This window comes from Streptococcus infantis (assembly GCF_047464415.1).
GTDB classification, from domain to species: Bacteria; Bacillota; Bacilli; order Lactobacillales; family Streptococcaceae; genus Streptococcus; species Streptococcus infantis_AE.
In genome coordinates, this window is sequence record NZ_JASHBX010000004.1 from 115,075 (window position 1) to 140,018 (window position 24,944).

The following is a 24,944-nucleotide window of genomic DNA, read 5'->3' on the forward strand; positions in this document are numbered from 1 at the left end:
ACCAACTCTCTTAAAAACATATTATTTCGTTAGATAAACATACTTATCCTAGCTACATATCCGATAGTTTTCATCCCATCTTTAATTCCATAATGACAAAAACATTCTGATAAAAATTTTTTATTAATACCATACAAAGGGTGAGATTAATAAAACCTCACCCTAAATTTAGTAATAATTAATATGTTAGTTTGGATAAATGTATCTTACTGTACCACGTGATGCTGTAGGATTAAACCATCCACGATAATTTCCGATTGGTTGAGTTCCACTACCATCATAGTTACATTCTGAAACTTGAATACGCGTTGTTGACTCAACAGCAGTAACAACTGCTACGTGCCCGTATCCTCCATCATCCCATGAAGCAATTGCTCCAACTTGTGGTGTAGAACCTGTACGGAAACCTGCAGCCGCTGCACTTGCAGCCCATTGACCACCATTTCCCCAGTAATCACCAGCCCATGGAGCCAAAGTCTTAGCACCCCATGTACATTGACCTACAGGGTAACTTGAAGCATTTGAACTATAAGTTGGTCGTTGACTTACAGTAGTTGCTGCAGGTGTGTAGCTTGATTCTTCATCTGATGATGAAGATGATGAAGAACTTGAAGTTGCTTGTACTTGTGCAGCAAAGGTTGTGTTAGCCGAAGCTACAAGTGATTGTTGTTGACTTGCTTGTTTAGCTTTATAAGCTGCCTCTGCCTCTGCTGCTGCTTTGGCTTCTGCCTCTGCTGCTGCTTTTTTCTCTAGCAAGCTAGCTTTTTCGTTTTCTGCTGTAGCTTTTTCAGCTGCAAGATTTAACTCAGCTACTTTCAATTCTGCTTGTTTTGTTGTCAAAGCTTGAGCATCGTCAGCAAGCGTTTGTTGGTTAGCAATGACTGTATTGATTGCTTCGTTGTTTGCAACTTGTTTTTCAGAAATAGCTTTCTTATCTTCTTTTTGTTGCTGCAACATTTTATTGTTTGCTGATACGATTTCACTCATAGCTGCTACACGAGAAATAGCTTCTGTAATTGAGTCAGAGTTAATAATCGTATTGATATAACTTGTAGCAGTTCCGTTCGTTTGTGCACTACGAGCTTGGTTTTCAAGTGATTCATTACGTGCTACGATATTTTTTGAAAGCTCTGCGATTTCACCTTCAAGTTTTTTAGATTCTTCTTGAAGTTTTTCGTTTTCAGATTGTAATTTTTCTTGCTCTGATTGAATAGCTGAAACTTTAGTTTGAATTTCGTCTACTTGTTTTTGAGCTTCTTTCTGTTGAGCTGTCAAGTTACTAATTTTACTATCTTGAGCAGCAATCTTTTCATCTGTTGTATTTGCTTTAACACTTGAAAGAACAGCTCCTTGTGAGACCAATACTGTACTTAACAAAAGTGATGCTAGGATTTTTTTCTTCATAAGTGTGAATACTCCTTCTTTTACGACAATACTAGTATATCAAAAAAAGGCCTAATAAATATTACGCCTTTATTACAGTTTTGTTTCTTTCTTATAGATATATTTTTTCAAAAATAAACTGAAAAATTAACATCCATAGACAGTTTAATATCATTGATGGAACTAGACCATAAACGATAAAAACTGTTATACTTTCAGCAGTTAAGCCAATCATTTGCGCTAGAAGAAAACTGCCAAATTCAAAAGAGAAAGTCATCATTAAAATAGCTAATAGTCTAGTCCATCTATTTGATAAAATGAGCGCATTATTTTTATAAACGATTGCACCAATAATCACAAAAAGAAGACTGGCAATCCCTACTAAATGGAAAAAATAAATATCGTATATAAGACCAATAAATAAGCAATAAACTAAAAATAGATACTCCGATACTTCAATAGTTTCAAACAACAAGAAGATGAAGATAAAGTGGCTCACAATTTGAAAATGTGGAAAAAAACTATTTACAAATTGCCCTAAATGACTGTCTATTAAGACAACTATAGGCAAGAGTAAAAACATCCCTATCTGCTTCAACAGTCTCATGATGGATTCCCCACTAACTCTACGACTTTTAGATTCATTGGATCAGCATGGAGTTTGACCATAACTTCTCTTGTTAGATAGTCACTACTATGGGTAACTGATACAACCTCTCCTACGGGAATATCTGTAGTTTTAAAGTTGCCCAGACCTCCTGTAACTACCTTGTCTCCTTGGCTGATATCACTACTACTATTTAACTGGCTTATTTTAAGCAAGTCTTTTTCTTTGTCGTACCCAATGATAATGCCATATATACTAGTAGAACCGTGTTGGATTTTAACGGATATTTTCTCCGTATTTTCCGCATTGGTCAATAAGTTGACCACAGTAGAGTTATCTTCAACCTTTCCCACGCTTCCAATCAGTCCTCCACCAGCAATCACAAGCATATTGCTTGTCACGCCTTGTTGAGAACCTGCATCAATTGTCAACTCTTGTTTCCAGGTTGCAGGAGTTCTCATGATGACGTCAGAAGCAATTAACTTGGTTGCATTCAATTTTGATTTCATATCCAATAACTGACGTAGTTGCTCATTTTCTTCCTTCAGACTGTCTGCTTCATTCATTTCCTTCTTCATCTGATAGAGTTCTTTTTTGAGAGTTTCATTCTCGTTATAGGTTCTGGTCAAACGACCTAAATCAGATTTTACGGAAGAAAGCCATTGAAAAGGCTTTTGCACTATTCTATCGACTAATGAAATTCCATCTCCAGCTTTTGTTACAACTGCACTTGATTGTGTTGTCACTAAAAAAACGGATACTACTAATACAACGACAAATAGAACAATGATATATTTTGATTTTTTAAAACGGTTCATACCTCTACCCTATCTCATTCTATACTTCACTTTAGGATTTCAACAAAAATAGAATCAAACCCAACACACATACAAGAAGTAAGGCCACACTATCTTTATTCATCCAATTTAACTGTCGATACTGACTGCGTCCATTCCCGCCTTGATATCCTCTAGCTTCCATGGCTGTAGCAAGAGAATCCGCTCGTTTCAAACTCGTAGCGAATAAAGGAATCAAAATAGGAATCATAGCCTTAACTTTTTGGATTACATTTCCTTCTCCAAAATCAACACCACGCGCCTTTTGAGCATTCATAATGCGAATCGTATCATCCATTAAGGTTGGTACAAAGCGTAAACTCATAGACAACATGAGCCCAATCTCATGAACAGGCACTTTAAATCTTTTTAAAGGTCCAAGTAAGGATTCAACTGCTGTTGCCAAACTTAGTGGCATAGTCGTCAAGGTTAGCAAAGTTGAGAAAAAGATAATCAACACAAAGCGGCAAAAAATGATTCCAGCCTGCTCAATACCATAGCTTGTGATTTTTATAAATCCCATCTCGAACATGACGTGACCACCAGAGATAAAGAACAGTTGAAAAAGGGTTGTAAAAGCAATCAGAAAAAACATAGATCGCAAACCTTTTATAAAAAAAGATAAGGGAACTTCTGATAAAACGACAAATATGCCTGTTGCAATGAAGAGTATGAGATTTGTAATTGGATTATTGGCCCAAAAAGCGATGATGATCAATAAAATCATTGCTACTAACTTACTACGAGGATCTAGACGATGAATAATCGAATTTCCTGGTATGTATCGACCTAAAATCATATTATCCATTGATAAACTCCTTAAACTCCTCTATCGTTATCGGCAATTGTTCGAAAGAAATTCCTCTGTCAACTAGCCTTTGAGCAAATCGTGTGATTTTAGGAACACCCAATTGGATTTTTTCCATAAATTCGACATTTTGAAAGACAAGACTTGGCTTCCCACACTTAACTAGTTTCCCTTTTTCCATCACATAAACTTGGTCAGCAAATTCGGCCACGTCATCCATAAGGTGGGTTACTAAAACAATTGTTATGCCATCTTGATGAAGCTTTTTAAACAAGGCCATCAACTCTTTTCGACCAATTGGATCCAAACCAGCTGTTGGTTCGTCTAAGACCAAAATGCTAGACTCCATTGCCAAAATCCCAGCAATAGCAACCCTTCTCATTTGTCCACCTGAGAGTTCAAATGGACTTCGTTCAAAGAGTGATTCATCGATTCCTACTAAAGCTAGTTTTTCACGCGCAATAGCTTCTGCCTCTTCTACAGAAACTCCAAAATTTTGAGGGCCAAAAGCCACATCTTTTAGGACAGTTTCCTCAAAAATTTGATTCTCTGCAAACTGAAACACCAACCCAACTTGTTTACGAATTTGACGAATTTGCTTATTGACCGATGTTGGTGTGATCAATGTATCAAAGACACGAACACTTCCCTCTGTGGGAACTAGCAAACCATTTAAAAGCTGCAAAATTGTGGATTTCCCACTTCCTGTATGCCCAATAATAGCAGTATAGGAACCATCTTCTATGGTCAAACTGACATCTGACAAGGCAGCTGAGGCAAAGGGTGTTCCTTCCTGATAAGTATAACTAACATTGTCTAGAATAATTCCCATAAAGCCTCCTCGAGCTCCTCCTCGGTCAGGTAGTGCTCTGATAATTTCAAGCCATTATCACGCAGTGATTGTTTTAATTGGTTGACAAAGGGTTGATCTAAGCCAATTTGATCTAAATCTGATCTAGAAAATAACTCTCTAGGAGTGCTAGTTGACTCGATTTCTCCTTTTTTCATCACCAAAACTCTGTCACTCATGGCCACCTCATCCAGATCATGCGTAATGGAGATGACTGTCATCTGATGGTCTTTGCGAATCTTCTGGACTATCTTAATCAACTCTAATCGTCCCTCAGGGTCCAACATACTTGTAGCCTCATCCAAGATTAAAATATCTGGTCGCAGAGCAACAACACCTGCAATAGCTACTCTCTGCTTCTGACCTCCTGACAAGCGAGCTGGTTCCTTTTTAGCAAATTCAGCCATCCCAACCAATGATAAAGCCTCAGAAACGCGTTTCTTCATCTCTTCAAGTGGGATTCCTTGATTTTCCAGTCCAAAAGCAACGTCGTCTTCAACAGTTGCTCCTACGAATTGGTTATCAGGATTTTGAAAGACCATACCAATCTTACGTCTTTTTTCCCAGACATTTTCTGGAGTTAGGCAATCACCGTCTATCCAAATTTCTCCAGATTCAGCCTCGAGCAAACCATCAATCAAGCGAACTGTCGTTGATTTTCCACTACCATTATGACCAACGATAGACAACCATTCTCCACGTTTCACGTGAAACGAAAGGTTATGAACATCATAATGTTCTTGATCTGCCTGATATCGAAAAGACAGATCTTTTATCTCAATAATCGATTCCATATCTAACGAAAAGTTCCTTTAAACAAATATGCGCTTCCCTTGAAATAATCATAACCAGAATAAACTGTGAAGAACAAGGCAATATAAAGAGTTATCTGACCAAGCACATTCCAGTGAAGTAGCAAGAATATAATCGCAAACATCTGACTAAATGTCTTGATTTTTCCAGGCATAGCAGCAGCTAGAACAGTACCTCCTGTTTCAACTAAGAGCAAGCGCAAACCAGTGACTGCAAGTTCACGGCAGATAATAACTGCTACCACCCAAGCTGGTGCCATCTTTAGACCGACCAACATGATAAAGGCTGACATGACCAATAATTTATCAGCCATTGGATCTGCAAATTTACCAAAATTACTAACCACTTGCCATTTTCTAGCTAAATAACCATCTAGATAATCAGTGATACTGGCAATAGCAAAAATAACTGCTGCTATTTTATGTAACACAGGAGATGGCCCAACTGATAGAAGGAGAATAAAAATCGGAATAAATAAAATTCTACCAAGCGTAAGCATATTAGGAATATTCTCTTTTTTCATGTTATCCTTCCTTTAGTTTGAACTTAATGTTAGAGTAATCCAACCAGTTTGACCAGTTAATTTTGAAGTGTCAATTTCCTTATTATCAATTTTCACCGATACTCCTTTAACAACACCCAATGTTATGGTTACTGGAGATCCTTTAGAGATGGTTGTTTTGGCTGTTTTATTATTAGGTTCAAGAGTCACTCCTCCTGCTAAATCAGTATCCGAAACACTAATCCAGCTTGTTGTATCTGTTACAGATAAGTGAAGATCCGCAGAATCTTTAGATGTCTTATATTCCACTGACAAAGTATCTCCCTGACCTGAAACAGTCAAAGTAGTTGCCTCACTCGAACTTGATGAACTAGTAGCTTGACTACTACTTGATGCTACACTACTAGAGCTACTTGTTGAACTCACAACACTATAAGTTGCTGCAGAAGATGCAGTTGGTTGGGTTTGAATATAATTCCACACATAGTAGGTTACAAAAATTAAAATTGATAAAGAAAAAAGAACAAAGTAAAATAGCGGGAGAAATGAATTTTTCTTTCGATTAGACCGTCTACGTCCTGAAAGTTCAATCTCATCTACATCAACTTCTTCATAAGTAATCATACTTCCCGAATCATAGGCATCTAGAACGATATTTTCATCTAATTCAACAGCCCAAGCATACTTTCTCAAAAATGAACGAGCATAAAAAGTACTCGGTAGTTTGTCAAAATCATCTGACTCCATTGCCTCCAACAAATCCAGCTGAATATCTGTCTTTCTGTGCAATTCCTCTAAGCTCAGTCCTTGGTTAATTCTTGCAAGACGTAAGACCTCACCAATTGTTTTTTTTCTCATACTTAACATTCCTTCTTTCTAGTGTATTTTCTAGCGATTATATCGGGAAAATTGTATAATCAACCATATCGCTATTATCTATCAAATCATGTCCAGCCTCTAGAACATCTTCTAAAGTAATTTCCTGCAAAAGTTTAGGAAGGTCAAACAGGGTAGAACCTGTATCGGTTGGATGATACTGCGTGGCAATGTATTCTAGGGAATCCATACTATGAAGAAATTCTCCATACATCTCAGTTTTTACAATATCCAAGTGATCCTCAGTTACATCCTCATCTTTCATAAAATTGCGAATAGCTTTACGAAATTGATGAGAAAGTGCCACAGGTTCCTTTGTATCCATTGTTAATATCACAAAATGGAAACGAGGATCAACTTCTATTTCTAGAGACAGGGAAGCATCCAGTTTACCTGTCTCATATAATTTTTGAAATCTTTGTGAAGTCCAACCAAACATCATTGTAAACAACAATTTCAATAAAAGATGATAACGATACTGATCTCGATTTCCGATGTCTTTATTTCCTCTAATACCAATCGCTAATTTTGGAGAAGCCACGTCCATCCGTAAACTTTCAGTAGTCTTTACAGGATGTAAAGGTATTTTTTCTCTCTTAAACTCATGTTTTTTTTCTTGAGGATGAGATTTCTTAGCAAAATAATCTTCAAGCAGTTCAAAATCAAAATTCCCCACTAAAAAGATATTACTATTGACAGGTCTGTAAAACTCTTTAAAGTTCTCTTTTAAATCCTCCAAACAAATAGCATCAATAGAGTTTTCACTACCAACAATATCTGAAGCTAAAGGACTTTCTGGATAGAGATTTGCCAAAGTCTTGAAAAATAAACAAGAATCCGGATCATCCTGATACATCTCTCTTTCCTGTTGAATGATATCCTTTTCGCGCTCCACAGATTCTTCAGTCATATTGAAAGTAGTGACAAGTTCTTCTAGCAAATCTAAACACTCTAGAGCATTTTCAGAAGTCGAGAAAAGATAGTTAGTGTTCGTAAAGCTCGTAAAGGCATTACTTTCAGCACCCAACTCTGTAAAAGTTGCCATAACATCTCCAGAATCTTCTCTTTCAAAAAGCTTATGTTCTAAGAAATGAGCAATTCCTTGTGGATATTGTTGTAAGTCCTTATCATCCACTGTAAACCTTGTGTCAACAGAACCGACTTGGACACTTACAACGCCATAAACCTCGTTAAAGTCCTTTTTAGGTAGTAAAGTAACTGTCAAACCATTTTCTAAGCTAGTTTGATACAAAGTTTCTTTTACAGAAGGATAATATTTCTTTTGAAAAGTAGGTCTTGTCATTCTGCTCCTTCCATAAAATAAATAGCCTGCAACTTAAAACTGTTTGCTGCTTCACAAATTGCTTCTCTATCAACTTGTTCAAGCTTATCGATTAAAGTTTTTGTGTCAAGATTCGCTTTTCCAAAAAAAGTTGACAGATAATATTTATCGACGATAGAATCTTGATTATCCTGAGCAAGTAGTATTGATCGACGAATCATTTGTTTGGTCTGATCAATCTCCTTATCTGTAAACTTGCCATTTTTTATGTCAAGCAACTGATGATTCATCAATTTTCTTACTTTATTTCGATTTTGCCGATCAATTCCAGCAAACAATCGTAAAAATCCACTAAAGAGATCCAAATGACTTGATACCGTATAGGCCAGTCCTTCTTTTTCTCGCACTTGGGTAAATAGTTTCGAATGAGGAAAGGCTCCTAAAAGACCATTGACAAGAAGCACTGCCATCTGTTCTTCATCACCATATGCCACTGAACTATGGTAGCCCATCTCTAAAACAGACTGTCCTAATCTCTTTCTAACAATACCTTCTCTAAGAATATTAGAATAGGGTTGCTGATATTGAATGTTTACAACTGATTTACGACCTGTTAAAGGAAATTTATGTAAAAACTCTAAAACTTCAATTTCATTAAAATCGCCTAAGAAGAAAATATCTATTTGGTCTTCTTTTAGCATTTTTTGATAGCTTGAAAAACATGTTTTTGAAGTCTCTTCTGAAATTCTAGAAATCAAATCTTTTGGAACTAGCTGCATTGATTCTTCTTGGAAAAACAATTGATCCAACTCTTTATGTGCAAAGAAGAATGGGTCTTCTAATTCTGATTCCAGCCTTGATAAGATCTGTTTTTTCTCGATGTCAAAAGCATTTTTCTCAAATCCATCCTCATCCGACAATGGTGTAAACAGAACCTGGTGCAATAATTCTAAAATTTGAGAAGTTAATACGTTTTTCTTACTTAAAAATTCATCACGCACATAGGAAATACTCAAATCCACAAGATGACTTTGTCCTCTTCGATAGGCGTGCGCTGACAAATCAGTTCCATACAAGGTTGCTAAACGTTTTCTAAACAGTTGAGCAGTTGGATAACTTTGGTTGGCAGTTTCAAGCATACTGGCACTTAACATGCGACTTGAAATTGAATCCAAAGACAATGGAGCTGTGAAACGCACAGTAATTTTATTAGTTTTAAATTTTTTTGATTGGATAAAATGCACTGCAATTCCAGGTACTAACTCCATCTCTTACCTCCTTCTACATAGAGTTCTATTATACCATGAAAAGAGAAAATTTTCTTGTTCTCTTTACCCCTTTTAAAATTAAAATCGCTTTCATTTCTAACGAATTTACCTCTGCCATTTCAAGGTAAAATATGGTATAATACCAAAGATTGAGGTGAACTATGGAATACAAATTATTTGAAGAATTTATCACTCTCCAAGCTCTCTTGAAAGAACTTGGTATTATACACAGTGGAGGAGCTATTAAATCCTTTTTAGCTGAGCATCATGTCTACTTTAATGGGGAATTAGAAAATCGTCGTGGGAAAAAAGTAAGAATCGGAGACTCTATCGACATTCCTGACATGAAAATCCAAATCATTCTGACGCAACCGAGCTTAGAAGAACAGGAAGAATATCTCCAAGAAAAACTTGAGAAAGAACGTGTGGCTAAACTTGTCAAAGAAATGAATAAGACGGTCAAAAAAAAGCCAACAAAAAAGACCCCGAAAGCTAAAACAAAAACTGCACCACGTTTCCCAGGTAGATAAGTATGTGGCTAAAAAACTTATCCATCAAGCAATTTAGAAACTATCAGAATACCGAAATTGAATTTAATCCTAAATTAAATGTATTTGTGGGTCGAAATGCTCAAGGCAAAACTAATCTTCTGGAAAGTATTTACTTTTTAGCTTTAACTAGAAGTCATCGTACAAAGACAGACAAGAATTTAATTCAATTTGAAGAAGAACAACTTCAAGTTTCTGGAATTCTTCAAAAAAGAACGGCTACTGTACCACTTGAGATTGACTTAACCCCAAAAGGTCGGATTACTAAAGTCAATCACTTAAAGCAAGCTCGGCTATCTGACTATATTGGACACATGAATGTTGTTCTATTTGCACCCGAAGATTTACAACTTGTCAAAGGAGCACCAGCTATCCGACGTAAGTTTATAGATATGGAGCTAGGGCAAATCAAACCCATATACTTGTCAGACTTGTCAAGCTACAACCATGTGCTCAAACAAAGAAATACCTATTTAAAGTCAGCGAATCAGATTGACGAAACATTTTTATCTGTTCTGGATGACCAGCTAGTAGACTATGGTTGTCGGGTGATGGTCCACAGAGAAGAATTTATAAAAAAAATGGAATCTTTTGGTCGTAAAAAACACTTTGATATTTCGGACCAATTAGAAGAATTGTCAATTCGTTATCAACCATCCGTAAACTTCACTGACAAGGGAAAACTAGCAGAATCTTTCTATACCGCACTTCAAAAAAGTAGATCAAGAGATTTATTTAAGAAGAATACTGGAGTTGGCCCTCATCGGGATGATATGATTTTCTTAATCAATGGAATGGACGCAAGCTTTGGAAGTCAAGGACAACATCGTAGCCTTGTTCTTTCTATTAAACTAGCTGAAATCGAATTAATGGAGAGCATTACAAAAGAATCGCCTATACTTTTACTTGACGATGTTATGAGTGAACTTGACAATACTCGTCAACTTAAATTATTAGAAACTATATCTCAAAATATTCAAACCTTTATTACAACAACTAGTTTAGAGCATCTTCAAAACTTACCAGATAATCTCAGTATATTTACTGTAAAGAACGGTCAATTATCTGTAAACTAAATTTTACATTGGCGTAAACAATAAAAAATCTCCTGTTTTACAGGAGATTTTTTATTACATTGAGTAGTTTGGTGCTTCATTTGTGATTTGCACATCGTGTGGATGGCTTTCTTTTAGACCGGCACCTGACATTTCGATAAATTGAGCATTGTCATGCAATTCTTTAAGGTTAGCTGCACCACAGTAACCCATACCAGATCGGATACCACCAATCATTTGGAATACGATATCAGCTGCTGCTCCTTTATATGCAACACGTCCTTCAATTCCTTCTGGAACGAGTTTATTTGCTTCATTGACAGAGCCTTGGAAGTAACGGTCGCTTGAACCTTTCTTCATTGCAGCGATTGAACCCATACCACGATATGTCTTGAACTTACGTCCTTGGAAGATTTCAGTTTCTCCTGGAGCTTCATCTGTTCCTGCAAACATTGATCCAAGCATTACTGCATTTCCACCAGCAGCAAGGGCTTTAACAATATCTCCAGAATACTTGATTCCACCATCAGCAATGATTGTTTTGCCATATTCACGCGCAACTGCTGCTGCATCATAGATAGCTGTAACTTGTGGAACTCCTACACCTGCGATAACACGAGTTGTACAGATTGAACCTGGCCCAATACCAACTTTAACAACGTCAACTCCTGCATCATAAAGAGCACGTGCACCTTCAGCAGTGGCAATATTTCCGGCAATTAGTGTACGGTCAGGGAAGTGCGCACGGATTTCAGCAATTTTACGAAGAACACCTGCTGAGTGACCATGGGCAGTATCAATAACAATGGCATCTGCACCTGCTTCAAAGAGTGCTTCTGCACGTTCAAATGTATCAGAAGTTACACCTACCGCACCAGCAACTAAAAGACGACCGAACTCATCTTTAGCTGCATTTGGAAACTCAATCACTTTTTCAATATCTTTAATCGTAATCAAGCCAGAAAGACGACCTTCTTCATCAACCAAAGGAAGTTTTTCAATACGGTGTTCTTGAAGAATGCTCTCAGCTGTTTCAAGATCTGTTCCAACAGGAGCAGTAACAAGATTCTCACTGGTCATATGATTTGAGATTGGTTGATTGTAATCTGAAATAAAACGAAGGTCTCGGTTTGTTAAAATACCAACCAATTTACGATTTTCAAGAGTTTCAACCACTGGAACACCACTGATACGGTAACGTCCCATGAGTTCATCTGCTTCTGCAATTGTATGCTCTGGAGTCAAGAAGAATGGATCAATTATAACACCATTTTCAGAACGTTTTACCTTACGAACTTCATCTGCCTGCTGTTCAATAGACATATTTTTATGGATAACACCAAGACCACCTGCACGCGCAATAGCAATAGCCATTTGGCTTTCTGTTACAGTATCCATCGCAGCTGTAATAATTGGGATATTTAAAGTCAGATTATCTGCCAATTTTGTAGTTAAATCCGCATCATTAGGCAACACATGACTCTCTGCCGGAATAAGCAATACATCATCAAAGGTAAAACCTTTTTTCAAAAATTTAGTGTCCCAATTAGACATTGAAGTTTCCTCTTTTCTTTCTTTTGGAGCTTAACGCTTTTTGTATTGTATCTATCATACCATTCTATGAAAATTTGTCAATTATATTGATAATAGATAATGTAAAAAAACTATCCCTTTAATTTTAAAGAAGAGATAGTTTTAGAGTTCGTATTTTATCGATTAATGAAAGTAATTTAGACCCATTGCTGATTTTACTTCTGATAGCGTTTGACCAGCAACTTCTCGAGCTTTTTCACTACCTTTTTGAAGCATATTATACACTTCACCCATATCTTTAGCATATTCTAGGCGACGTTCACGGATTGGACCAAGTTCACGGTCTAGGATTTCAAGTAGATACCGTTTTGTCTTAACATCACCTAAACCTCCACGTTGATAATGCTCTTTCATGACAGCAATTTCTTGAGCATCTTCAGGACGTCCGAAAACATCTAAGTAATGGAAGACCATATTTCCTTCAATCTTACCTGGATCCTCAACACGAATGTGATCTGGATCTGTATACATACTCATTACTTTCTTACGCAAGGTATCTGCATCATCTGACAAGTAGATACCATTATTAAGCGATTTAGACATTTTGGCATTTCCATCAAGACCAGGTAAGCGACCTGCTCCTTCATTTTCAGGATAAATTCCTTCCGGTTCTACTAAAACATCACAATTATAGGCATGGTTGAATGAACGTACAATCTCACGCGTTTGTTCAATCATCGGTTTTTGGTCTGTACCTACAGGAACATAGTTAGCCTTAAAAGCTGTGATATCTGCTGCTTGAGCAATTGGATAAACTAAAAATCCAGTTGGAATACTTTCTCCAAATCCTTTCTGAGCAATTTCTGTCTTTACAGTAGGATTACGCTCCAGACGAGCCAAAGACACTAGATTCATGTAATACATAGACAACTCTGCCAATTCTGGAATTTGACTTTGAATGAAAATCGTTGATTTATTAGGATCTAATCCCACTGCAAGATAGTCCAAAGCAACATTCCCAATAGACTCTACAATAGTTTGTGGATCTTTTGCATGGTCAGTTAAAGCTTGCTGGTCAGCCAAAAAAACAAACATGTCATATTTATCTTCTTGCTGTAATAAGACACGATTTTTTAAACTACCAACGTAGTGCCCAATATGTAATTTACCCGTTGGACGATCTCCTGTTAAAATAATGGGTTTATTCATCTTATTCTCCTTTGATATGGTCCTTTCAATTATAGCATTTTTTTGATAAAAAGACAGATAATTTTTTTTATCAAATAATTACGATTTCAATTACTTAACTGTAAACCATTTGTAAACATCCTTTACAAATAATTGACAGATAAAAATTTGAATATTTGCTGATTTTCTAGTAGAATTAGAGTATTACATATAATAGGAGAAAAAAATTGCTAACAGTATCTGATGTTTCACTACGTTTTAGTGATCGCAAACTTTTTGATGAGGTCAACATCAAATTTACAGAAGGAAACACATATGGTTTAATTGGTGCTAACGGTGCAGGTAAATCAACATTTTTAAAAATCTTAGCTGGGGATATTGAACCTACAACTGGTCATGTTTCTCTTGGACCTGATGAACGTCTTTCTGTGCTTCGTCAAAATCACTTTGACTACGAGGATGAACGTGTTATTGATGTTGTTATCATGGGTAATGAAAAACTATACAATATCATGAAAGAAAAAGATGCTATCTATATGAAAGCAGACTTTACTGATGAAGATGGAGTTCGTGCAGCTGAGCTTGAAGGTGAATTTGCTGAACTAGGTGGTTGGGAAGCTGAGAGTGAAGCTTCACAACTCTTGCAAAACTTGAATATCCCTGAAGATCTTCATTACCAAAATATGAGTGAACTCGCAAATGGAGACAAAGTGAAAGTACTCCTTGCTAAAGCTCTATTTGGTAAACCAGATGTCCTTCTTTTGGATGAGCCTACCAACGGTTTGGATATCCAATCTATTACTTGGTTAGAAGATTTCTTGATTGACTTTGATAACACTGTTATTGTCGTATCCCATGACCGTCACTTCTTGAACAAAGTATGTACTCACATGGCCGACCTTGACTTTGGAAAAATCAAACTCTATGTCGGAAACTACGACTTCTGGAAAGAATCTTCTGAGCTTGCTGCTAAATTGCTAGCAGACCGTAATGCTAAAGCAGAAGAAAAAATTAAGCAACTCCAAGAATTCGTTGCTCGTTTCTCTGCTAATGCTTCTAAATCAAGACAAGCAACATCACGTAAGAAAATGCTTGATAAGATTGAACTTGAAGAAATTGTGCCATCCAGTCGTAAATATCCTTTTATCAACTTTAAAGCTGAACGTGAAATCGGAAACGATCTCTTGACAGTAGAAAATCTATCTGTCAAGATTGATGGTGAAACTATTCTTGACAACATCAGCTTTATCTTGCGTCCAGGTGACAAGACAGCTCTTATCGGTCAAAACGACATTCAAACAACTGCATTGATTCGTGCGATCATGGGTGATATCGACTATGAAGGAACTGTCAAGTGGGGGGTTACAACTAGTCGCTCTTACTTACCAAAAGACAATTCAGCTGATTTTGCTGGGAGTGAATCTATCCTTGACTGGCTACGTCAATTCGCAAGTAAAGAAGAAGATGATAATACCTTCTTGCGTGGTTTCCTTGGTCGTATGCTCTTCTCTGGAGATGAGGTTAACAAACCTGTAAATGTCTTGTCAGGGGGAGAAAAAGTGCGCGTAATGCTATCGAAACTCATGCTTTTGAAATCAAATGTTCTTGTACTTGACGATCCTACAAATCACTTAGATTTGGAATCTATTTCAAGTTTGAACGATGGATTGAAAAACTTCAAAGAATCAATCATTTTCGCCAGTCATGACCATGAATTCATTCAAACATTGGCTAACCACATTATTGTCCTATCTAAAAACGGTGTAATCGACCGTATCGATGAAACCTATGATGAATTCTTAGAAAATGCTGAAGTACAAGCAAAAGTCAAAGAACTTTGGAAAGACTAAATAATACTTTAAAACTCAGTTGGATTAACCAACTGAGTTTTCTATCATTCTATGAGGTAACATGAAAACATTTTTTAGAAACTATTGGACCTATTTTATTTCTTTCATCATTCCCCTAGTAATTATGTCAGGAGTCTATCTTTCTCAAGGTATCTACTGGAACAGTGATACTTCACCTTTATTAGGGGATGGATTTCATCAATATGTTATTTTTGATCTTAATCTTCGCAATATTTTACATGGGAGTGATAGTCTATTTTATACTTTTACCAGCGGTCTAGGTCTCAATTTTTATGCCTTGTCCAGTTATTACCTTGGTAGTTTTCTATCTCCTCTTGTTTATTTTTTTGATGTATCAAGCATGCCAGATGCAGTTTATCTTTCAACCTTGTTGAAATTTGGCTTGATAGGTCTGTCAACCTTTTTTAGCTTGAGTATAATATTCAAAAATCTACCAGCCCCGCTCAGATTATCTTTATCTACCTCATATGCTTTAATGAGCTTTACAGTTAGTCAACTTGAGATTAAAACCTGGTTAGATGTTTTTATTTTAATCCCCTTAATTTTAACTGGTTTACATCTACTCATAACGGAAAAAAAACGTATTCTATACTTTACAAGTTTGTCAATCTTATTTATCCAAAACTACTATTTTGGTTATATGACTGCCCTGTTTTTGGTAGTTTGGTATTTTTGCCAACTTTCCTGGGATTTTAAAAGTCGCAAGTATTCTTTCCTTGATTTTTTCCTAACATCCTTACTCGCTGGTTTAACAAGTTTCATCATGACACTCCCAACCTTGTTTGATTTAAGAACTCATGGTGAAAAATTAACCGCTATTACAAAAATAAAAACAGATGCCAGTTGGTATCTAGATCTATTCGCTAAACAATTTATTGGTTCTTTCGATACAACTAAATATGGTTCTATCCCAATGATTTTTGTTGGCCTCCTTCCTTTTATCTTAACAATTGTATTCTTTACATTAAAATCAATTAAGTTTCACGTGAAACTATGCTATGCAACTCTACTCATTATCATCATTGCTAGTTTTTATCTAGAAGCCTTAGATTTATTTTGGCAAGGAATGCACGCGCCAAATATGTTTCTTCATCGCTATGCGTGGATTTTCTCTACTCTTTTGATTTATATATCTGCGGAAGTTTTAAATAGATTTAAGGATATTAAGTTATGGAATATTTTATTCTCAATAACTTTACTTTTATCTGGCTATCTGGCAACCATTTATTTTAAAAATCATTATTCCTTTTTAACTAAACTAAATATACTCTTAACGCTTGAATTCTTAGTGGTATACTTACTGTTATTATTAGCACTTATTAAAAAACTGATTTCTCTAAAAATCTTTTCAATTCTTATTTTGATCTTTACAGTAAGTGAAGTTAGTTTTAATGCTTCATCTCAACTAAATGGAATTACGAAAGAATGGGGATTTGCTTCTCGTAGTACCTATGATAAAGATATTCCAAGTATGGAAGCTATTTTGGAGTATACCAAACAGCAACCAGATACATTTACACGAACTGAAAAGTTACAAACTCAAACTGGAAACGATAGCATGAAATTTAACTACAATGGCATCTCACAATTTTCATCTGTTCGTAATCGTTCTGCAAGTACAACGTTAGATAAGTTGGGTTTTAAATCTTCAGGTACCAACCTTAATCTTCGTTATGCAAATAATACTATCATTGCAGATAGTTTATTTGGAATCAGCTACAATATTTCTGAAACCTATCCAGATAAATATGGTTTTCATCCAAGCTATCAAAAAGATAATCTAACCCTTTATAAAAATCAATTCGCTCTCCCAATTGCTTTTGCTACACAGTCTCTTTACAAAGATGTCACTTTTAATGACCATACTCTTGATAACCAAACTCAATTTTTAAATCAAATTGCTGGCTTAAATGAAGAGTACTTTTATCCGATAAATCATTATACAGACTCTGATGACAACGTTGTCAATCTAAACGGAACTGATACTGAAGATGCAACTATCAGCTACAGCATTGAAGTACCTGATAATAGTCAGATTTACCTTTCCATGACCAAGCTAAATTTTTCAAATGATAAGAAAAAGCAAGTTGACATCATTGTCAATGGTGAAAAAAAATCCTTTACCACAGATAATGTTTTTACATTTTTTAATCTTGGATATGCAGAACATAAACAAACTTTTGATATCCAGATTAAGTTCCCAGGAAATGCTCAAGTATCATTTGAATCTCCAACTTTCTATCGCTTAGATACTAATAAATATACGGAGGCTATACGCAAAATAAAAGAAAATCCTGTAGAGGTGAGCTCTTATAAAAATAAAGTCACTGTAAATTATAAGGTAAAGAATGAGACATCGATCTTTTTCACAATTCCATACGATCAAGGATGGTCTGCTTATCAAAATGGTAAAAGATTACAAATTGAACAGGCACAAACTGGATTTATGAAAATTGATGTTTCTGAAGGTGAAGGGACTATTACCCTTTCCTTTATACCAAAAGGATTTGTTACTGGTGCAAGTTGTTCTCTTATAGCTATTATTGTCTTTATTTTTTATGATATTCAAAGAAAAAAATATTCTAGATAAAAAACTATCGACCAAATCGGTCGATAGTTTTTAGTCTTCTTCAGCTTTTTTAGGTTGATAGGCTAGCATTCCTAAAGCAACAAAAATCATTACTGTAAAGATAAGGAAAATAATCTGACTATGAATATTACCTGTCATAGAAATGGTTTGTCGTAGACCTGAAACTGAATAACTCATAGGTAACCATGGATTAATAGTTTTAAAGAATTGATTCGTCAAAGCTAAAGGATAAGTTCCTGCACTTGATGCTAATTGAAGGAGTAATAAAATTAAGGAGAAGAAAGCGCCTAGGCGAGAATTCCAGGTTGTCAATGCTGTTACCATCGCCATAAAAGCAAGACTGGTTAAAATGATCAAAGCTAAAGTTTTGAATTCATGAACTGCAGTCAGTCCGATTAAATGTACCCCACCATAAACTAATAATCCTGCCAAACCAGCAATGATACCGTTAATTTCAAAGCGAGACTTAAACCAAGCCCAGCGACTTTCTGGATGGCGCCCAGAAGGCAATTTAGCAAAAATCATATTAGTTGAAATAGCAGCAACAAAAAGAGCAACTGATATCATATACGGAGCCATAGCAATCCCATTAACAGCAACTTGATCCGTATCAGTTTTTGAAAGACTTAGAGGATCAGCAAGTAAGTCTGCATTTGTTGGTTCAGTTGAAGCCTGTTGCAATTGCCCCTTAGCCTCTGTCAAACCTTGATTTAATTGACTTGAACCATCACTTAATTTTCCAAGTCCTGATTGTAAAATTTCAGATCCTTGAGCAAGTTGATCTGCTCCACTAGCTATTTTTTCAGAACCATTAGCCAGTTGATTTGCTCCTGAAACTAGCTGGTCTGATTTATCAGCTAATTGTTGAGAACCCGCTTGTAATTGATTAAATCCAGCAGTTAAATCTGATGTTTTATTGTTTACTTGGTTGACACCTGATGCAAGTTTATCAATTCCTGTTGCTAATTCTGGCCCATTCGCTGCTAATTTAGCAGTAGCACCTGTCAATGTAGAAGATTTTTCTGTCAACTGATTAGAGCCTTGTAGCAACTTATTGAAACTTCCTGTCAAGTTCGAATTTTTCGAACTCAACTGACTTGCTCCTAAAGCTACTTGGTCTACAGATTTTGTATAGCTGTCAATACCAGATGCAAGAGTTTGACTAGCTGGCAATAACTGACCGTCAATTGCTGTTTGAACCTGTGTTAATCCACTTGACAAACTTGTCAATGTTGAAGAAGCAGTTGGTAATAATTTACTTGAGTTATTCTTTAATTGAGTTAAACTATTTGTTTGAGTGGTTACATTTTCTAAAGAAGATTGTAACGTTTGAACTGTAGTTAAAATTGTTCGTGCTGATTCACTAGTAGAAGATGATTGGTTAGAAACCACAGAAGTTATCTCTGCCTGTTGGTCAGGAGTTAAGCTTTGATAAGAACTCGTAGATTGAATAGCTGATAAAGTAGTTTCTTTTTCAGATTGATTTGAAGTAATGATGCTTTGTGCTGAATTTGCAATCGTTGATAGACTACTAGAAAGCTGGTTTGTTACTTGTGTTATCTCTCCACTATCTGCTGTTTGAATATTTTGAATAGCTTGATTAAATTGCTCTAAACTAGTTGCTAATTGTTTAATCTGATCTTTTTGTTGGTTTGCACCATCTAATTGAGTAGAAAGTTCTTGAATACCTTGATTAAGTTGTGTTAGTCCTGTACGTAGAGTCTCTGATTTAGTAGAAATCTGATTTGCACCTGATGATAGACTTTGAACTCTATTTGTATAAGTATCAATACCAAGTGAAAATTGATTTAATCCTGAATTAAGTTGAGAAACACCACCTGTATAGGCTTGTGTGCCTGTATCAAGTTGAGTCAATCCGGATACCAGTGCCGGTGTCTGTGAATTCAGTTGGTTTAATCCATTATCGATTTGTGAAATAGCGCTGGTATATTGATTTAAACCAGTATTAAAATTACCAAGACCAAGATTTAACTGATTTACACCAGCTGTATAGGTTCCCAATCCTGTAGATAATTGATCAGCACCATTAGAAAATGTGAGACTCGATTGAGCTAAGGTTTGAAGATTGGTTGTTAAGGTTTGACTCCCATCCGAAAGTTGATTCGAACCATCAGACAACTGTAAACTTGCATTTGCAGCTTGAGATAAACCAAGTTTTAAATCACCCATCTTCTCAAATAAAGCTTTGGTATAAGATTGAGTAACATTAGTAGCCACAGTCTGTTTGATTTGTGTCATGGCAGAATCACTCATCTTGCTTGCAATAAAACTATGACCACTTGATGTCTGATAGTCAATCGTCATCTGTTCAGGATGATTTGTAAGGATAGAAGAAGCTTTCTCAGAAAGATTACTTGGCAATGTTACAACCATGTAATAATCCCCATCTCGTAGTCCTCTTTCTCCCTCATCTTCATCTACAAAATGAAAATCCAGACTATTACTATCTTTTAAATTAGAGACCATGTCTTCACCAATAGTGAGTTTTTCATCATTATAAGTAGCAGCTTGGTCCTTATTAACAATTGCTACAGGTAACTCCGAAAGTTTACCGTATGGATCCCACATTGATGATAAGAAAATGATATTGTAAAGAGCTGGAATTAAGGAAATTCCTATCATGACAATAATAAATGTCGGTTTTTTAAAGATTGCTTTCCATTCTTTAAACATATTGTCTCCTTTTTTAAACTACTTGTCTAAATTTTTGATATAATAGATTATACATAAAAAAATTAAAAAGACAAGATAAAAAATCAATTTTTAAACACATTGTCTAAAAATGTTCATCTGGAGGGAACATGCAAGAAAGTAATAAACGATTAAAAACTAAGCGCATTATCGAAAATGCCATGGTAGAATTATTGATGGAACAACCATTCGATCAGATTACAACTGTTAAATTAGCACAAAAAGCTGGAATTAGCCGCTCCAGTTTCTATACTCATTACAGAGATAAATACGATATGATTGAACATTACCAAAGTAAACTATTTCATACCTTCGAATATATCTTTCAAAAACACGCTAATCACAAACGAGATGCTATTCTAGAAGTATTTGAATACTTAGAATCAGAACCGCTTCTAGCAGCTCTTTTATCTGAAAATGGAACCAAGGAAATTCAAAATTTCCTGCGAAATAAGCTTCACATCCTACTGAGCACAGACCTTCAAAAACGTTTTATGCAACTCAAACTAAATGAAATAGAATTAGAATACAGTAGCATCTACCTAACAAATGCTCTCTTTGGAGTCTGTCAAACCTGGATTGCCCACGGAAAAAAAGAAAGTCCACAAGAAATCACGGACTTTTTAATGAAAATGTTAGGGGATACAAATTAATAAAAAGCTCTATAATAGTTATAGGGAATCAAACCCCTATGGATATTATGGAGTCTATTTTGTTGTTCTTATTAGACTAATACTAATTTTCCTTAGTTTTATTTTCGGACACAAATCATTATCTATCCGTATGTTAGGTATGCCTCCCCTCATTACATCGGACAAAGAATCAAAAAAAGGAACACCAAATAGTGTTCCTTTCGTCTGACTCCGCCAGTAGGACTCGAACCTACGACATCATGATTAACAGTCATGCGCTACTACCAACTGAGCTATGGCGGATTAAATAGTCCGTACGGAATTCGAACCCGTGTTACCGCTATGAAAAGACGATTTCTTAACCAACGGACCCTCTACCTGTAGCAGATATAACCATTATATCAATTTATCAAAAATTGTCAATTACTTTTTTTAGTTTTTAGCCATTAGTTCTCTCAATTTTTTAGTTTTTAGGCGTGAGATAGGACAACGATGATCTTCATAAAATACAACTTCCATTTTTTTACGATCAATCTCTCTCACATTACCGATATTGACTAAAAATGACTTGTGAGCTAGATAAAAACGTTGTGTTTCCTTATCCTTTTCTTGAATATCTGTCATTGTTCCATAGAATTCTTTGGCAAAATTCTTACCTACAATTCGTAATTTATGAGAAGTTCCCGTTGTTTCAATGTAGAGAATATCATGATAAGGAATACAAAGATCATTTCCTTTATAACTATAATCAAAATAATCAACGACTGATTGGTTTTCAAGTAAAGTAGTCTTAGTGTAAAGCACACAGTCGGCAACTCTACTTTTAAAAACTTGATCACTGGTTTCTTTATCAATGAAATCCAATGCTGAAACTTTGTATTTATAAGTCAAAGTAGCAAATTCAGATCGACTTGTAATAAAAACAATAATGGCATAAGGATTGCGGTGACGAATAAATTGAGCAACCTCAAATCCTTTTCTCTCAATCCCATTGATATCAATATCTAGAAAATAAAGCTGATTAACTTCATCATGCTCTACATATTCCATAAACTCTCTCACTTTTCCTGTTGTTTTATAGGAGATAGGAATATTTGTTTCCTTAGAAATTTTATTCAGAGTTGTTTCCAACCTTACTTGGTGTTCTATAATATCTTCTAAAATCAATACTTTCATATCAGTTCCCTCTTAAATCTAATCACTTGTTTAAATACATCATTATCAATTTCTGTTTCTAAAATAACATTGTCATATTTTCCTAAAATTTCTTTAACATTATTAAGTCCAAGTCCTCTATGTCTTCCTTTAGTTGAAAATCCTAATTCAAATAAATCTTCGGATTTTACCTTTCTTTTTTTACAAGAGTTTTGGATGACAACTAGGGTTTCAAGATCCAACTTGATAATAGCTACCTCTAGTTGTTTTTGATAGCTTTCAACTGCCCCTTCAACAGCATTATTGAGCAGAACGCTCATCACGCGCACTAAATCTAACAATTCCATAGATAAAGGTGTAATAATATCTTTTACCTCTAATGTGTACTCTACATCATTAGTTTTCGCATTCACAATAGATTGTGCAATCAAACTACGAAGTGCTGAATCCTCAATATTATTCAAATCGAAATAGGTATACTTGTCTGAACGTAATTTTTGATTCGCCTTTACAAGAACTTCACTGTAAACCCTGTCAATTTCTTGTAAATCTTTACTTTCGATCGCCATTCTTAAACTGATAAGCATGCCTGTATAATCATGGCGAAAACCACGAATTTCATTATATAAAGTAACAATCTCATCCGTGTAAGTTTGTAAATGTTTTTGCTCAAACTTCTTTTGTTCCAACTCAATCTCTTTTTCTATCTGAACTTTGTGAGAATTCATGGAAAAGAAGGTCAAAAGTAGACAAACAAAAACAATAGAAGATAAAATACTTCCAAAACTGTTTAAATTGGGAAAAGTACTCACAATATCTGAAATAAATAAGAGGATATGTAAGGTGAAGAAAGCAACTAGCACATTTTTTAAAAATGGATAGAGGTAGTCTTTATCAAAATAGGTCATTTCCAAGTGGAAATAAGTAATGATTTTTTTGATTGCAAAATAAGTTAATGATAGAACTACAAAAAAGAAGAGTTCTTCATGCTGTATTACTAATTGATCTCCTATTATAGATGATAAAGTTACAGATATAAATGTATGGCTACTATTATATAGTAATGACAGTAGTATACTGATAAATCCTGCTTGATACTTATCGTATTTTTTAAAAATTTTTAGATATGCGTAGAGAAAAATAGGAAATAAAAATTTTTCAAATCCTAATCCAGATAAGGAAATAAAATCAAAGCAAAATTCAGCTAAAAGTTGGAATAAAAATAGATAAATTCCAAACCAATATCTTTCTTTTCTTGCTATCTTACAAATTATTCCATAACTAATTGTTAGAATATAGATATGAAGAAAAATTGTTCCTAATATAACTAAATTCATTATAGCTCCCTATCTTACCACTATTTTATATTATTTTGAAAATAATTTTTTTATAATATGAGGTAATCTTATATCCCCACCTCTGATTTCCTGCAGTTCTTTTTCGTTCAATTCTTGGAAATCTTTCATTTGAGCAAAATCTGTATTCTTTTTCATAATATAAACTCCTATAATGTTTTTCTTGTAAATTAACTTACACAAATATTATATAAAATCTACGATACCTATAGAGAATTATTTCCCAAATGCTCAAATTTTATTCTGAAATGTCAAATTTTTACAAAAAAAGCTGGGATTTTTTCCCAGCTTACGATTTAACACTGATCCCAGCAGGATTCGAACCTGCGACCGTTCGCTTAGAAGGCGAATGCTCTATCCAGCTGAGCTATGAGACCTTACTAATCTATCTTATCAAAAAAAGCTAGCTTAGTCAATCATCTATTTATGATAGGGAGAGCCCTGTTGAATCGAAAACGCTCTATAAATTTGTTCTACTAGGACTAATCTCATTAGTTGATGAGGAAGCGTCAATCTCCCAAAACTAACAGAGAGATTGGCTCTTTTTTTCACCTCTGGAGATAGTCCTAAACTCCCACCAATGATAAAAGTGATTGTTGAAAATCCATTGATAGAAGCCCTTTCAAGCTGCTTACTGAACTCTTCAGAAGAAAAAGTGGTTCCTTCAATAGCTAAAACAACTACAAAATCACGTTCCCCTACTTTAGCAAGAATGCGGTTCCCTTCCAACTCCAAAATCTTTTGATTTTCAGATTCGCTGGCCCGATCTGGTGTTTTTTCATCAGCCAACTCAATCATTTCTAGATTAGCAAATCGTGAAATTCTCTTGGAGTATTCTGCTATGCCATCTTTGAGATATTTTTCTTTCAGTTTTCCAACTGTTACCACTTTAATTTTCATTCTTCTATTCTAACATATTCACACTCAATTTCACATCTTATTCACAGATAAGATTTTGAAAAACTTCAATAAATTCACAGGTTTTTGAAAGTTATCCACAAGTTGTGAAAAACTTTTTGTTTTTAAGCTTGGATTAAGCTAGCTATTTTATACTTTCATTGATTAAAAAACATGGAGGCT

At 35.2% G+C, this 24,944-nt stretch carries 22 protein-coding genes and 2 tRNA genes; 5 read left to right on the forward strand and 19 right to left on the reverse strand.

All coding sequences use genetic code 11. The features are described from left to right. Positions 1 to 186: 186 nt before the first annotated feature. The 10 genes from pcsB to yfmF all read right to left on the reverse strand — a co-directional run bounded on the left by pcsB (position 187) and on the right by yfmF (position 9,225). The gene (gene pcsB / locus QM460_RS03730) at positions 187 to 1,404 is read right to left on the reverse strand and encodes a peptidoglycan hydrolase PcsB (protein WP_414258537.1); all 1,218 of its coding nucleotides are present in this window, start codon (positions 1,402 to 1,404) and stop codon (positions 187 to 189) included. A gap of 91 nt (positions 1,405 to 1,495) precedes the next feature. Next, positions 1,496 to 1,990: a rod shape-determining protein MreD gene (gene mreD / locus QM460_RS03735; RefSeq protein ID WP_070458176.1), complete on the reverse strand. Its 495-nt coding sequence runs from the start codon at positions 1,988 to 1,990 to the stop codon at positions 1,496 to 1,498. Continuing rightward, entirely contained in the window at positions 1,987 to 2,808 is an 822-nt protein-coding gene (mreC, locus tag QM460_RS03740) for a rod shape-determining protein MreC (RefSeq protein ID WP_414289271.1), read from the reverse strand. The genes mreD and mreC overlap by 4 nt, the downstream gene beginning before the upstream one ends. 31 nt (positions 2,809 to 2,839) lie before the next feature. Then, entirely contained in the window at positions 2,840 to 3,634 is a 795-nt protein-coding gene (locus tag QM460_RS03745) for an energy-coupling factor transporter transmembrane component T family protein (protein WP_414289272.1), read from the reverse strand. Further along, positions 3,627 to 4,466, reverse strand: coding sequence for an energy-coupling factor transporter ATPase (locus QM460_RS03750; protein ID WP_414289273.1), 840 nt, complete (start codon positions 4,464 to 4,466; stop codon positions 3,627 to 3,629). Before QM460_RS03750 ends, QM460_RS03745 begins: the two co-directional genes overlap by 8 nt. Beyond that, positions 4,451 to 5,278: an energy-coupling factor ABC transporter ATP-binding protein gene (locus QM460_RS03755; RefSeq protein WP_414289274.1), complete on the reverse strand. Its 828-nt coding sequence runs from the start codon at positions 5,276 to 5,278 to the stop codon at positions 4,451 to 4,453. The genes QM460_RS03750 and QM460_RS03755 overlap by 16 nt, the downstream gene beginning before the upstream one ends. Positions 5,279 to 5,280: 2 nt before the next feature. Beyond that, positions 5,281 to 5,820, reverse strand: coding sequence for a CDP-diacylglycerol--glycerol-3-phosphate 3-phosphatidyltransferase (gene pgsA / locus QM460_RS03760; protein WP_049530373.1), 540 nt, complete (start codon positions 5,818 to 5,820; stop codon positions 5,281 to 5,283). A gap of 12 nt (positions 5,821 to 5,832) precedes the next feature. After that, on the reverse strand, positions 5,833 to 6,657 hold the full coding sequence (gene rodZ, locus QM460_RS03765; protein WP_080936287.1) for a cytoskeleton protein RodZ: 825 nt from the start codon (positions 6,655 to 6,657) through the stop codon (positions 5,833 to 5,835). 37 nt (positions 6,658 to 6,694) lie between these two features. Continuing rightward, complete coding sequence (yfmH, locus tag QM460_RS03770) at positions 6,695 to 7,978, reverse strand: EF-P 5-aminopentanol modification-associated protein YfmH (protein WP_414289275.1); 1,284 nt, start codon at positions 7,976 to 7,978, stop codon at positions 6,695 to 6,697. Further along, positions 7,975 to 9,225, reverse strand: coding sequence for an EF-P 5-aminopentanol modification-associated protein YfmF (yfmF, locus tag QM460_RS03775; RefSeq protein ID WP_223140369.1), 1,251 nt, complete (start codon positions 9,223 to 9,225; stop codon positions 7,975 to 7,977). The genes yfmH and yfmF overlap by 4 nt, the downstream gene beginning before the upstream one ends. A 161-nt stretch (positions 9,226 to 9,386) precedes the next feature. Between yfmF and yaaA the strand changes: the two genes are divergently transcribed. Both yaaA and recF read left to right on the forward strand, forming a co-directional pair. Next, the gene (yaaA, locus tag QM460_RS03780; protein ID WP_373095363.1) at positions 9,387 to 9,755 is read left to right on the forward strand and encodes a S4 domain-containing protein YaaA; all 369 of its coding nucleotides are present in this window, start codon (positions 9,387 to 9,389) and stop codon (positions 9,753 to 9,755) included. A 2-nt stretch (positions 9,756 to 9,757) separates the two neighbouring features. Continuing rightward, positions 9,758 to 10,849: a DNA replication/repair protein RecF gene (recF, locus tag QM460_RS03785; RefSeq protein ID WP_414289276.1), complete on the forward strand. Its 1,092-nt coding sequence runs from the start codon at positions 9,758 to 9,760 to the stop codon at positions 10,847 to 10,849. A gap of 54 nt (positions 10,850 to 10,903) precedes the next feature. Here recF and guaB read toward each other — a convergent pair whose 3' ends face one another. Together guaB and trpS are read right to left on the reverse strand one after the other, a co-directional pair. Further along, a complete protein-coding gene (gene guaB, locus QM460_RS03790) occupies positions 10,904 to 12,382 on the reverse strand; it encodes an IMP dehydrogenase (protein WP_045762410.1) in 1,479 nt (492 codons plus the stop codon). Positions 12,383 to 12,544: 162 nt separating this feature from the next. Continuing rightward, complete coding sequence (gene trpS, locus QM460_RS03795; protein ID WP_414289277.1) at positions 12,545 to 13,570, reverse strand: tryptophan--tRNA ligase; 1,026 nt, start codon at positions 13,568 to 13,570, stop codon at positions 12,545 to 12,547. A 206-nt stretch (positions 13,571 to 13,776) separates the two neighbouring features. Between trpS and QM460_RS03800 the strand changes: the two genes are divergently transcribed. Then, on the forward strand, positions 13,777 to 15,399 hold the full coding sequence (locus QM460_RS03800; protein ID WP_000958799.1) for an ATP-binding cassette domain-containing protein: 1,623 nt from the start codon (positions 13,777 to 13,779) through the stop codon (positions 15,397 to 15,399). A gap of 61 nt (positions 15,400 to 15,460) precedes the next feature. Next, a complete protein-coding gene (locus QM460_RS03805; RefSeq protein ID WP_414289278.1) occupies positions 15,461 to 18,010 on the forward strand; it encodes a YfhO family protein in 2,550 nt (849 codons plus the stop codon). A gap of 30 nt (positions 18,011 to 18,040) precedes the next feature. On the opposite strand, the gene QM460_RS03810 is transcribed toward QM460_RS03805, so the two are convergent. Then, on the reverse strand, positions 18,041 to 20,704 hold the full coding sequence (locus tag QM460_RS03810) for a YhgE/Pip family protein (RefSeq protein WP_414289279.1): 2,664 nt from the start codon (positions 20,702 to 20,704) through the stop codon (positions 18,041 to 18,043). 128 nt (positions 20,705 to 20,832) lie between these two features. Here QM460_RS03810 and QM460_RS03815 point away from each other — a divergent pair, with 128 nt between their 5' ends. Then, positions 20,833 to 21,375, forward strand: a complete 543-nt coding sequence (locus QM460_RS03815; protein WP_414289280.1) for a TetR/AcrR family transcriptional regulator — start codon at positions 20,833 to 20,835, stop codon at positions 21,373 to 21,375. A 208-nt stretch (positions 21,376 to 21,583) separates the two neighbouring features. On the opposite strand, the gene QM460_RS03820 is transcribed toward QM460_RS03815, so the two are convergent. From QM460_RS03820 to rlmH, 6 genes are all read right to left on the reverse strand, one after another. Beyond that, positions 21,584 to 21,657 (reverse strand) — tRNA-Asn (locus QM460_RS03820). Between the two features lie 129 nt (positions 21,658 to 21,786). After that, positions 21,787 to 22,530, reverse strand: coding sequence for a competence system response regulator transcription factor ComE (gene comE, locus QM460_RS03825; RefSeq protein WP_414289281.1), 744 nt, complete (start codon positions 22,528 to 22,530; stop codon positions 21,787 to 21,789). Then, positions 22,527 to 23,846, reverse strand: coding sequence for a competence system sensor histidine kinase ComD (gene comD, locus QM460_RS03830; protein WP_414289282.1), 1,320 nt, complete (start codon positions 23,844 to 23,846; stop codon positions 22,527 to 22,529). The genes comE and comD overlap by 4 nt, the downstream gene beginning before the upstream one ends. A 30-nt stretch (positions 23,847 to 23,876) precedes the next feature. Next, positions 23,877 to 24,002: a ComC/BlpC family leader-containing pheromone/bacteriocin gene (locus QM460_RS03835; RefSeq protein ID WP_007555225.1), complete on the reverse strand. Its 126-nt coding sequence runs from the start codon at positions 24,000 to 24,002 to the stop codon at positions 23,877 to 23,879. 165 nt (positions 24,003 to 24,167) lie between these two features. Then, a tRNA-Arg gene (locus QM460_RS03840) sits at positions 24,168 to 24,241 on the reverse strand. A gap of 43 nt (positions 24,242 to 24,284) precedes the next feature. Continuing rightward, positions 24,285 to 24,764, reverse strand: a complete 480-nt coding sequence (gene rlmH / locus QM460_RS03845) for a 23S rRNA (pseudouridine(1915)-N(3))-methyltransferase RlmH (RefSeq protein WP_000695942.1) — start codon at positions 24,762 to 24,764, stop codon at positions 24,285 to 24,287. Between the last annotated feature and the right edge of the window lie 180 nt (positions 24,765 to 24,944).

What these genes read in the sequence shown, in the direction of transcription:
- pcsB (WP_414258537.1), bottom strand. Translation starts at nt 1,404, where the DNA reads ATGAAGAAAAAAATCCTAGCATCACTTTTGTTAAGTACAGTATTGGTC.
- mreD (WP_070458176.1), bottom strand. Translation starts at nt 1,990, where the DNA reads ATGAGACTGTTGAAGCAGATAGGGATGTTTTTACTCTTGCCTATAGTT.
- mreC (WP_414289271.1), bottom strand. Translation starts at nt 2,808, where the DNA reads ATGAACCGTTTTAAAAAATCAAAATATATCATTGTTCTATTTGTCGTT.
- QM460_RS03745 (WP_414289272.1), bottom strand. Translation starts at nt 3,634, where the DNA reads ATGGATAATATGATTTTAGGTCGATACATACCAGGAAATTCGATTATT.
- QM460_RS03750 (WP_414289273.1), bottom strand. Translation starts at nt 4,466, where the DNA reads ATGGGAATTATTCTAGACAATGTTAGTTATACTTATCAGGAAGGAACA.
- QM460_RS03755 (WP_414289274.1), bottom strand. Translation starts at nt 5,278, where the DNA reads ATGGAATCGATTATTGAGATAAAAGATCTGTCTTTTCGATATCAGGCA.
- pgsA (WP_049530373.1), bottom strand. Translation starts at nt 5,820, where the DNA reads ATGAAAAAAGAGAATATTCCTAATATGCTTACGCTTGGTAGAATTTTA.
- rodZ (WP_080936287.1), bottom strand. Translation starts at nt 6,657, where the DNA reads ATGAGAAAAAAAACAATTGGTGAGGTCTTACGTCTTGCAAGAATTAAC.
- yfmH (WP_414289275.1), bottom strand. Translation starts at nt 7,978, where the DNA reads ATGACAAGACCTACTTTTCAAAAGAAATATTATCCTTCTGTAAAAGAA.
- yfmF (WP_223140369.1), bottom strand. Translation starts at nt 9,225, where the DNA reads ATGGAGTTAGTACCTGGAATTGCAGTGCATTTTATCCAATCAAAAAAA.
- yaaA (WP_373095363.1), top strand. Translation starts at nt 9,387, where the DNA reads ATGGAATACAAATTATTTGAAGAATTTATCACTCTCCAAGCTCTCTTG.
- recF (WP_414289276.1), top strand. Translation starts at nt 9,758, where the DNA reads ATGTGGCTAAAAAACTTATCCATCAAGCAATTTAGAAACTATCAGAAT.
- guaB (WP_045762410.1), bottom strand. Translation starts at nt 12,382, where the DNA reads ATGTCTAATTGGGACACTAAATTTTTGAAAAAAGGTTTTACCTTTGAT.
- trpS (WP_414289277.1), bottom strand. Translation starts at nt 13,570, where the DNA reads ATGAATAAACCCATTATTTTAACAGGAGATCGTCCAACGGGTAAATTA.
- QM460_RS03805 (WP_414289278.1), top strand. Translation starts at nt 15,461, where the DNA reads ATGAAAACATTTTTTAGAAACTATTGGACCTATTTTATTTCTTTCATC.
- QM460_RS03810 (WP_414289279.1), bottom strand. Translation starts at nt 20,704, where the DNA reads ATGTTTAAAGAATGGAAAGCAATCTTTAAAAAACCGACATTTATTATT.
- QM460_RS03815 (WP_414289280.1), top strand. Translation starts at nt 20,833, where the DNA reads ATGCAAGAAAGTAATAAACGATTAAAAACTAAGCGCATTATCGAAAAT.
- comE (WP_414289281.1), bottom strand. Translation starts at nt 22,530, where the DNA reads ATGAAAGTATTGATTTTAGAAGATATTATAGAACACCAAGTAAGGTTG.
- comD (WP_414289282.1), bottom strand. Translation starts at nt 23,846, where the DNA reads ATGAATTTAGTTATATTAGGAACAATTTTTCTTCATATCTATATTCTA.
- QM460_RS03835 (WP_007555225.1), bottom strand. Translation starts at nt 24,002, where the DNA reads ATGAAAAAGAATACAGATTTTGCTCAAATGAAAGATTTCCAAGAATTG.
- rlmH (WP_000695942.1), bottom strand. Translation starts at nt 24,764, where the DNA reads ATGAAAATTAAAGTGGTAACAGTTGGAAAACTGAAAGAAAAATATCTC.